Annotated in this window: 2 protein-coding genes; both read left to right on the forward strand. The window is 33.5% G+C overall.

Annotated elements, in window-relative coordinates; all coding sequences use genetic code 11:
- The first annotated feature begins 536 nt into the window (after window positions 1-536).
- Complete coding sequence (locus tag BGC07_RS15385; RefSeq protein ID WP_077216983.1) at window positions 537-1,232, forward strand: outer membrane beta-barrel protein; 696 nt, start codon at window positions 537-539, stop codon at window positions 1,230-1,232.
- Window positions 1,222-1,804, forward strand: a 583-nt coding sequence (locus tag BGC07_RS20855) for a hypothetical protein (RefSeq protein ID WP_201258183.1), incomplete at its 3' end; no start/stop codon positions are given. The genes BGC07_RS15385 and BGC07_RS20855, both read left to right, overlap by 11 nt.

Consider the following 1,804-nt stretch of genomic DNA (forward strand, 5'->3'; position numbering starts at 1 on the left):
AAGTGATTCACTGTCAATTTTTAATGATTGTAATCATGAGTTATTGACAATAAATCATCAAGCTCAATAGGGTCAAGTGCGCAAATAGGGTTATCCATTGTTAATAGTTTATTCATTATAGGTCCATGATTCATATTTAATTGAAATGGCTAAATGGTATTTGTAATATGAAAAAAATATAGTGTGATTCTCCCACTTAATAATATCAATTTAAAGAGTTTTTACCATGCTAATGGGTTTTGAAGAAAGTGATAAAAGTACATTAGAGTTTAAATACTTTGGTTCAGTAGAAGCAGCCACTGCAAGTATCGAGCTTCAAAAAAGGGCAAATGAAAAAATATGATAGGTACTTCAGTTTGATAGCAATTTTATGCCCCAGCTGTCTAAGTATATTCAAAGGAAGCTGTACCTTGATTTCTCTGCGTATTGTCGATAGAAATTTAGGATAACTTAAATTAAGGCTATAAATTTACAATGCTAATACTATGTTTTTCATGCTAGTGTTGTCGTGTTCTTTTTGATCATGGTGTGTTTTAATGAATTTAAGGTTATTCGTATCGGTTTTTTTATGCATATTCTTATGCCAAGTAGTTCGTGCAAATAAGTATGATTTGTCAAAATACTATATTTCATTCGGTATTCTATCTTCTCAAGAGAGTTTTTCTATAAAAGATAAGTCTAATATTAGTACAATAAGAGCAATGCTAGGTGCAGACACAGGTACAGGTGTGCGTGGCGCTGCTGCCTATAACTTTAGCTTAGGAGTGAATTTATTGCCAAAGCTCTCACTAGAGTTAGGTTTGATTGATCCGGGCAATATTAATATTCAAACAAACTATTCGTATAGCAATCAAGGACCATATAATGCTGGATCATCAAACACTATTGTCGATTATAAAGCATACAGCTTGACTACTAAATATAACCTTTTAATACCTCAAACCGGTGTATTATTACGACTAGGAGCTGGTATTGCTTACGCAAAAACACATTATGAAGTTAACTTCTCACCAGCAATGCAGAACTATTCTCTTGCTAATTTTAAGAAAACGAATTATCAATGGGTCCCAATATTAAGTGGAGAAATGTTATTTAGTGTGCATAAATCTATGCAACTCATATTCTCATATACTCATATATTTGGCCATCATAAATCTGATGAAGTTACAAATATATCAAATAACACACCATCCATAGATCTATTTGGAGTAGGGGTTAAATATGACTTTTAATTTTATTTTAAGGTGCACTTTCATTTCTACTATAGTGATGCCTTCTGTTATTTTAGCGACAGACAATTGGCCAACGACATCTTATCCATCATTTAGTAATTCGGAAACTGCAAATCAACGTACCAATGATTTAAACTCTCTTTCAAAAAGTACCTTTTCTGTTGCAAGTGAAGTTGAAGATACTAAAGCATTAGCTGCCAATGTAGCTGAAAACACGGCTGAGATCAACACTAACATAACTAACATTGGCATTAATAAAGCCAGTATTGGTAGTAATACCAGCGCGATAGCTTCAAGTAAAAGCAGTATTGTTAATAATAGTGCAGAGATTGATGAAAATAAAGCTAGCATTGTTAGTAATACCAATGCGATTGGTGTTAACAAAATCAGTATCGGTAGTAATAGTACAGCGATTGGTGCTAATAAAATGAGTATTGCCAGTAATACCACCGCAGTTGGTGCGAATAAAACGAGCATTGCCAGTAATACCACTGCAGTTGGTACAAATAAAACGAGTATTGCCAGCAACACTACTGCGATTGGCGTTAACAAAACCAGTATCGGCAGTAATC

It is taken from the genome of Piscirickettsia litoralis (assembly GCF_001720395.1).
Lineage (GTDB): Bacteria > Pseudomonadota > Gammaproteobacteria > Piscirickettsiales > Piscirickettsiaceae > Piscirickettsia > Piscirickettsia litoralis.

Excerpts from the sequence above, each read along its gene's own strand:
- BGC07_RS15385 (WP_077216983.1), top strand. The coding sequence starts at position 537 with ATGAATTTAAGGTTATTCGTATCGGTTTTTTTATGCATATTCTTATGC.